At 68.0% G+C, this 6405-nt stretch carries 7 protein-coding genes; 5 read left to right on the forward strand and 2 right to left on the reverse strand.

The window, feature by feature from the left end; genetic code table 11:
- Positions 1-20 precede the first annotated feature (20 nt).
- Positions 21-1121: a mandelate racemase/muconate lactonizing enzyme family protein gene (locus tag IJH84_RS03585; RefSeq protein ID WP_295140108.1), complete on the reverse strand. Its 1101-nt coding sequence runs from the start codon at positions 1119-1121 to the stop codon at positions 21-23.
- Between the two features lie 127 nt (positions 1122-1248).
- A complete protein-coding gene (locus IJH84_RS03590; RefSeq protein ID WP_200072245.1) occupies positions 1249-2151 on the reverse strand; it encodes a LysR substrate-binding domain-containing protein in 903 nt (300 codons plus the stop codon).
- Between the two features lie 217 nt (positions 2152-2368).
- Here IJH84_RS03590 and benA point away from each other — a divergent pair, with 217 nt between their 5' ends.
- Genes benA through IJH84_RS03615 form a run of 5 tightly spaced genes read left to right on the forward strand, consistent with a single transcriptional unit; the run spans position 2369 to position 6078 of the window.
- Positions 2369-3733, forward strand: a complete 1365-nt coding sequence (gene benA / locus IJH84_RS03595) for a benzoate 1,2-dioxygenase large subunit (protein ID WP_295140113.1) — start codon at positions 2369-2371, stop codon at positions 3731-3733.
- 14 nt (positions 3734-3747) lie between these two features.
- The gene (gene benB / locus IJH84_RS03600; protein ID WP_200072243.1) at positions 3748-4257 is read left to right on the forward strand and encodes a benzoate 1,2-dioxygenase small subunit; all 510 of its coding nucleotides are present in this window, start codon (positions 3748-3750) and stop codon (positions 4255-4257) included.
- A 19-nt stretch (positions 4258-4276) separates the two neighbouring features.
- Positions 4277-4597, forward strand: coding sequence for a 2Fe-2S iron-sulfur cluster-binding protein (locus tag IJH84_RS03605; RefSeq protein ID WP_295140116.1), 321 nt, complete (start codon positions 4277-4279; stop codon positions 4595-4597).
- A 15-nt stretch (positions 4598-4612) separates the two neighbouring features.
- Positions 4613-5290 carry an FAD-binding oxidoreductase gene (locus IJH84_RS03610; protein WP_295140118.1) on the forward strand — a complete coding sequence of 226 codons (678 nt, stop codon included), beginning with the start codon at positions 4613-4615 and terminating at the stop codon, positions 5288-5290.
- Positions 5290-6078 (forward strand): 1,6-dihydroxycyclohexa-2,4-diene-1-carboxylate dehydrogenase, encoded by a 789-nt coding sequence (locus tag IJH84_RS03615; RefSeq protein ID WP_295140120.1) that lies wholly within the window; start codon positions 5290-5292, stop codon positions 6076-6078. The genes IJH84_RS03610 and IJH84_RS03615 overlap by 1 nt, the downstream gene beginning before the upstream one ends.
- Positions 6079-6405: the final 327 nt, after the last annotated feature.

Genomic DNA, 6405 nt, shown 5'->3' on the forward strand with positions numbered 1-6405 from the left:
TGTGCCCAGCGCGGTAGCGCTCAGTCGTGGCGGTAGCGGGCCAGCTTGTCCGGATCGATCTGCACGCCGAGTCCGGGCCCGGACCGCACCGCCAAGGTGCCGTCCCGGAGCTGAAGCGGCTCGGTGAGCAGGTCGTCGCTCATGTCCAGGAAGTTCGACAGCTCCCCGGCGCGGCGCGCGGTCGCCGCGAAGGCCGAGCCGAACACGACGCTGCACATCGTGCCGAGCTGGCCGTCGATCTGGTTGCCCAGCACCACCTCGGTGCCCAGCCCTTCGGCCTGCGCGAGTATCCGGTGCGAGGTGGTGAAACCGGTGCGCGCGGTCTTGATGCTCAGCGCGTTCGCCGAGCCCGCCAGCAGTTCGCGGGTGACCTCACCGGGGTTCGTCGCGCTTTCGTCGGCCACGAACGGAACCGGGCAGCGCTGCACCAGCCAGCGCCTGCCGAGCACGTCGTCGGCCGGGCACAGCTCCTCGGCCAGCGTCAGGTCGAGGTCGTCCATCTCGCGCAGCGCCCGCGCGGATTCCGAGGCGCTCCAGCCCCGGTTGCCGTCCACGTACAGCTCGACGTCGGCGCCGAAGTGCTCGCGCAGCGCCCGGCATGCCGCCACGTCCAGCGTGTAGGGGCGCCTGCCGACCTTGACCTTGAACGTGGTGATGCCGTAGTCGGAGCGGACCTGCTCGGCTTCGGCGACCATCTTCTCCGGCGGCGCGAAACCGATCATGTGCGAAACCCGCAGGTGGTCGGTGAACCCGCCGAGCAGTTCGGTCACCGGCAGGTCCAGGCAGCGGCCCAGCGCGTCCCACACGGCCATGTCGATCGCCGCTTTCGCGGCCGGATTGCCGACGGTGCGGTGCATCCGGGCGTGCATCACCTCGCGGTCGGTGAGCTTCAGGCCCACGAGCTCGGGGGCGAAGATCCGGTCCACCACCGCGATGATCGACTGCTGCGTCTCGCCGTAGGTGAACGGACGCGGTGGCGCCTCGGCCACGCCGATGACTCCGGCGTCGGTGTGCACCCGCACCAGCACGTGTTCGGCGGCGTGCACCTCGCCGCTAGCGAAGCGCAACGGCTTGCGGTACGGGATGGCGTACGGGATCGCCTCAACTCCGGTGATCTTCACGGCGCTCCTCAAGGCATGTCTTTGAGCTCGTTTTGCGTAGGTGGTCGGGTTGCGTACGTGGCGAAAGCGGCTGACGCCGCTTGAGAAATGCAGAACACCAGGCCCACACAGGTTCCAAGACAGTCACTCATGAGTCGAACACGGAATGCTGGTCGAACACGGCGTGCTCGTCGAGCACGGACAGCAGGTTGCGCAGCAGCGGGGACTCGTCGCCGGTGCGCCAGGCCAGCGCCATCCGCACCGACTCCGGCTCACCCACCGGCACGAACGCGACGCCTTCCAGCGCGATCGAGCGCACCGACTCCGGCACGAGCGCGACGCCGAGCCCGGCGGCGACCAGCGCCAGCAGGATCGAGGTCTCGCCGACCTCGTGCTCGCGGTGCGGGTAGAACCCGGCGGCCAGGCAGCTGCGCACCACCGCGTCGTTGACCACCGAGGAACCCGAGTACATGACGAAGTGCTCGGCGCGCAGGTCGCCGACTCCCACGACGGACTCGCCGGCCAGCCAGTGCTCCTGCGGCAGCGCGGCCACCAGCCGGTCGGTGGCAACGGTGCGGTGGCTGATGCCGTCCTCGCGGGTCGGCGGGCGCAGCAGGCCGATGTCGATGCTGGTGTCCAGCAGCGCAGCCTCCTGCGCGGGAGTGAGCATCTCGGAGTGGATCTCCAGCGCCACCCCGGGCAGTTCCCGCTTGATCAGCCCGGCCAGCTTCGGCAGCTGCCGGTAGGCCGCCGAACCGGTCAGCCCCACCCGCAGCAGCCCGTGGCTGCCGCCCGCGATGCGCCGCACCCGCCGCGCCGAATCGTCCAGCGAGCGCAGGATTCGCAGCGCATCGGTGTAGAGCGCCTGCCCGGCCTCGGTCAGATCGACCCGCCGGGTGGTGCGGGCGAACAGCTCAGCGCCGAGGTCGGCCTCGAGCTGCCGGATCGCCTGCGAGAGCGGCGGTTGCGCCATGTGCAGCCGCTGCGCCGCCTGGCCGAAGTGCCGGGTCTCGGCCACCGCGACGAAATAGCGCAGGAGGCGGATCTCCACCGGCGATCACCTCCGCTCCGCTGTGGCCCCGTTCACATGCCGAACCAGCGTAGGTCGGCGCATTGGGGCCGGACAAATACTTAATCCAGGTTGTTCGATATGCACCGCATATGGAAGGGCACCTAGGTCAACCCTGGGAAAACACCTGGGGTGACGCAGGCCACGCGGTGCAACAGTGACCGCCACCGGCGAACACGAACCTCAGAGTGGAGGAATCATGTCCGCAGTTTCCGAACATGCCCGAGCCGTTCTGGACGACGCACTGGTCGAAGATCCGGAAAACGGCCTGCACCGCGCCCGCCGCAGCATCTTCACCGACGAAGAGATCTTCGAAATGGAGATGAAGTACCTCTTCGAAGGAAACTGGATCTACCTGGCGCACGAGAGCCAGATCCCGAATCCGGGCGACTACTTCACCACCTACATCGGCCGCCAGCCGGTGGTGATCACCCGGGACAAGCAGGGCGAGCTGAACTGCCTGATCAACGCGTGCAGCCATCGCGGCGCGATGCTCTGCCGCCGCAAGACGGACAACCGCACCACGCTGACCTGCCCGTTCCACGGCTGGACCTACCGCAACGACGGCAAGCTGCTCAAGGTCAAGGACCCGCGCGACGCCGGCTACCCGGAGCAGTTCAACACCGACGGCTCGCACGACCTGACCAAGGTGGCGCGGTTCGGCAACTACCGCGGTTTCCTGTTCGGCAGCCTGAACCCGGACGTGCTGGAGCTGACCGAGCACCTCAGCGAAGCCACCAAGATCATCGACATGATCGTGGACCAGTCCCCGGAAGGCCTGGAGGTGCTGCGCGGCGCGTCCAGCTACACCTACGACGGGAATTGGAAGGTGCAGGCCGAGAACGGCGCGGACGGCTACCACGTCTCGGCGACGCACTGGAACTACGCGGCCACCACCGCCCGGCGCACCAACGGCGAGTCGGCGAACGAGACCAAGAACATGGACGCGGGCACCTGGTCGAAGCAGAAGGGCGGCTTCTACTCCTTCGAGCACGGCCACCTGCTGCTGTGGACCGAGTGGGCCGATCCGTCGAACCGGTCGCTCAACGAGCGCCGCGACGAGCTGGTGGCCGAATTCGGCCAGGCCAAGGCCGATTGGATGATCGGCTATTCGCGGAACCTCTGCCTGTACCCGAACGTCTACCTGATGGACCAGTTCGGCTCGCAGATCCGCCACTTCCGGCCCATTTCGGTGGACAAGACCGAGGTGACGATCTACTGCATCGCGCCGAAGGGCGAAAGCGCCGATGCGCGGGCGAACCGGATCCGCCAGTACGAGGACTTCTTCAACGCCTCCGGCATGGCCACCCCGGACGACTTGGAGGAGTTCCGCTCCTGCCAGAAGACCTACCTGGCCACCAATGCCCCGTGGAACGACATGAGCCGCGGCGCCACGCACGAACTCGAAGGCGCCGACGAGGACGCGGCCAAGCTCGGCATCAAACCGCTGGTCAGCGGTGTGCGCACGGAAGACGAAGGGCTCTACCGGGTGCAGCACGGCTATTGGCAGACCGCGCTGCAACGCGGCATGGCCGGCAAGTCGCCCGTGGACCGGGCCGAGTGAGGGAGGCCGCAGAGATGACCGCGATCGCCGAACAGACCAGCAAGCTGGAACGAATCCAGGCCTTCCTGTACCGCGAGGCCCGCTACCTCGACGACCGGGAATTCGAGAAGTGGCTGGAGTGCTACCACCCCGACGTCGAATTCTGGATGCCCGCCTGGGACGTCGACGACACGCTCACCACGGATCCGCAGACCGAGATCTCGCTGATCTACTACTCGAACCGCGGCGGGCTGGAGGACCGGGTTTTCCGGATCCGCACCGACCGCTCGGCCGCCACCAGCATTCCGGAACCGCGCACCGGGCACAACATCAACAACGTCGAAGTGGTGGAGGACCGCGGCGACGAGGTGGACATCCGGTTCAACTGGTTCACCTTGTACTACCGGTACCAGAACGTCGACACCTATTTCGGCACGTCGTTCTACACCTTGGACATGTCCGGGGAAGAACCGCTGATCACCAGGAAGAAAGTGGTCCTGAAGAACGACTACATCCACCACGTGGTCGACATCTACCACATTTGATCTCCGGCAGGAGGCTGCCATGAATCATCAGGTCGCGTTGAGCTTCGAGGACGGGATCACCCGCTTCGTGACTTGCGCGCCGCACGAGACCGTCGCGGACGCCTCGTACAAGGCGCGGATCAACATCCCGCTGGATTGCCGCGACGGTGCTTGCGGGACGTGCAAGTCGTTCTGCGAGTCGGGTGACTACGACGGCGGCGACTACATCGAGGACGCCCTCACCGACGAGGAGGCCGAGCGGGGTTACCTGCTGGCGTGCCAGGCGATGCCGCGCAGCGACATGGTCGTGCAGATCGCCGGCACCTCGGAGGCGGCGAAGACCGGCGCGGCCACGCACTAGGCCACCGTCACCGATGTGGTGCTGCACTCGGACAGCACGATCGGTTTCACCTTGGAGCTCGACGACCGGGATGCGCTGTCGTTCCTGCCGGGCCAGTACGTCAACGTCGCCGTGCCGGGCGCGGACTGCTCGCGGTCGTACTCGTTCTCGAACGGACCGGACGACAAGCAGGTCTCGTTCCTCGTCCGCTACACCGAGGGCGGCGCGATGTCGGAATACCTGAAGACGCGGGCGCGCGCGGGCGACCGCGTCGAGTTCACCGGCCCGATGGGCGGGTTCTTCCTGCGGGAGATCAACCGCAGAGCGCTGCTGCTGGCCGGCGGGACCGGTCTGGCGCCGCTGCTGGCGATGTTGGAGAAGCTGCGCGAGACCGGCCTGGAACATCCGGTGCACCTGGTCTACGGCGTGACCGCCGACCGGGACCTGGTGGAGGTGCAGCGGTTGCAGGACTACGCCGAGGCGCTGCCGCAGTTCACCTTCGAGACCTGCGTGGCCGATGAATCCAGCGAGCACCCGAACAAGGGCTACGTCACCAAGTTCGTCGGCCCCGAGCACCTCGCCGACGGCGACGTGGACGTCTACCTGTGCGGGCCGCCGCCGATGGTGGAGGCGGTGCGTTCGGACCTCGCCGGGCGCGGCGTCACCCCGGCGCACTTCCACTACGAGAAGTTCAACCCGGCGGGAGCGGCATGATGACGGCATTCCACGGCAGGTTCGGCGAGAAGGCCGCGGTGATCACGGGTGCCGTGCAGGGCATCGGCTGGACCGTGGCGCAGCGGATGGCGGCCGAGGGCGCCGCGGTGGTCCTGGTCGACCGCTCGGAGCTGGTGCACGAAAGCGCCGAGAAGCTGCGCGCGGACGGCAGGCGCGCGGACGGCGTGGTGGCCGATCTGGAGACGTTCGCCGGGGCCGAGGCCGCCGCGGCGAAGGCGGTCGAGCTGCACGGGCGGATCGACCTGCTGATCAACAACGTGGGCGGCACGATCTGGGCCAAGCCGTACGAGCACTACGAGCCCGATCAGATCGAAGCCGAGATCCGGCGTTCGCTCCTGCCGACGCTGTGGACCTGCCGGGCGGTGCTGCCGCAGCTGATCGAGCAGGGTTCCGGCACGATCGTGAACGTCTCCTCGGTCGCCACCCGCGGTGTGCACCGGGTGCCCTACTCGGCGGCGAAGGGCGGGATCAACGCGATCACGGCTTCGCTGGCGATGGAGACCGCTCAGCACGGCATCCGGGTCGTGGCCACCGCTCCTGGCGGCACCGAGGCACCGCCGCGCAAGGTGCCGCGCGGACCCGGCCCGGACGGCGCTCGGGAACAGGGCTGGTACCAGCAGGTCGTGGACCAGACCGTGGATTCTTCGCTGCTGAAGCGCTACGGCACGCTCGACGAGCAGGCCGCCGCGGTGCTGTTCCTGGCTTCCGACGAGGCGTCCTACCTGACCGGCACGGTGCTGCCGGTCGCCGGTGGTGACTTGGGATGAGGCGGTGCGGCGGGTCGCTGCGGTGTTTTCCCGCCAAGACGGCGAAAACCGCACGGCCAGTCCGGTCGCGCGCCGTTTCGGGGAGGCAGCCCGTTCGAGAGCTGTAAGCTCGGCAGGATCGCATCGACCCGCGGCGGTGGCGCGGGCGATCGCAGCCGAGGTGCGGCGCGACGACAGCCGGCTACCCGGCTCCCACCGGCAGGTCGCTGCCGCGCCAAGTGGCCGCCAACTCCTGCACCGGCAGGTCGAGCGCTTCACCGAGGCAGATGATCGTGCCGAATCCGGGAGACGGCAGCCGCCCGGTCTCGATCTTGCGCAGGGTTTCCG

Source organism: Saccharopolyspora sp. (assembly GCF_017434145.1).
Lineage (GTDB): Bacteria > Actinomycetota > Actinomycetes > Mycobacteriales > Pseudonocardiaceae > Saccharopolyspora_C > Saccharopolyspora_C galaxeae.

What these genes read in the sequence shown, in the direction of transcription:
- benA (WP_295140113.1), top strand. Translation starts at nt 2,369, where the DNA reads ATGTCCGCAGTTTCCGAACATGCCCGAGCCGTTCTGGACGACGCACTG.
- benB (WP_200072243.1), top strand. Translation starts at nt 3,748, where the DNA reads ATGACCGCGATCGCCGAACAGACCAGCAAGCTGGAACGAATCCAGGCC.
- IJH84_RS03605 (WP_295140116.1), top strand. Translation starts at nt 4,277, where the DNA reads ATGAATCATCAGGTCGCGTTGAGCTTCGAGGACGGGATCACCCGCTTC.
- IJH84_RS03615 (WP_295140120.1), top strand. Translation starts at nt 5,290, where the DNA reads ATGACGGCATTCCACGGCAGGTTCGGCGAGAAGGCCGCGGTGATCACG.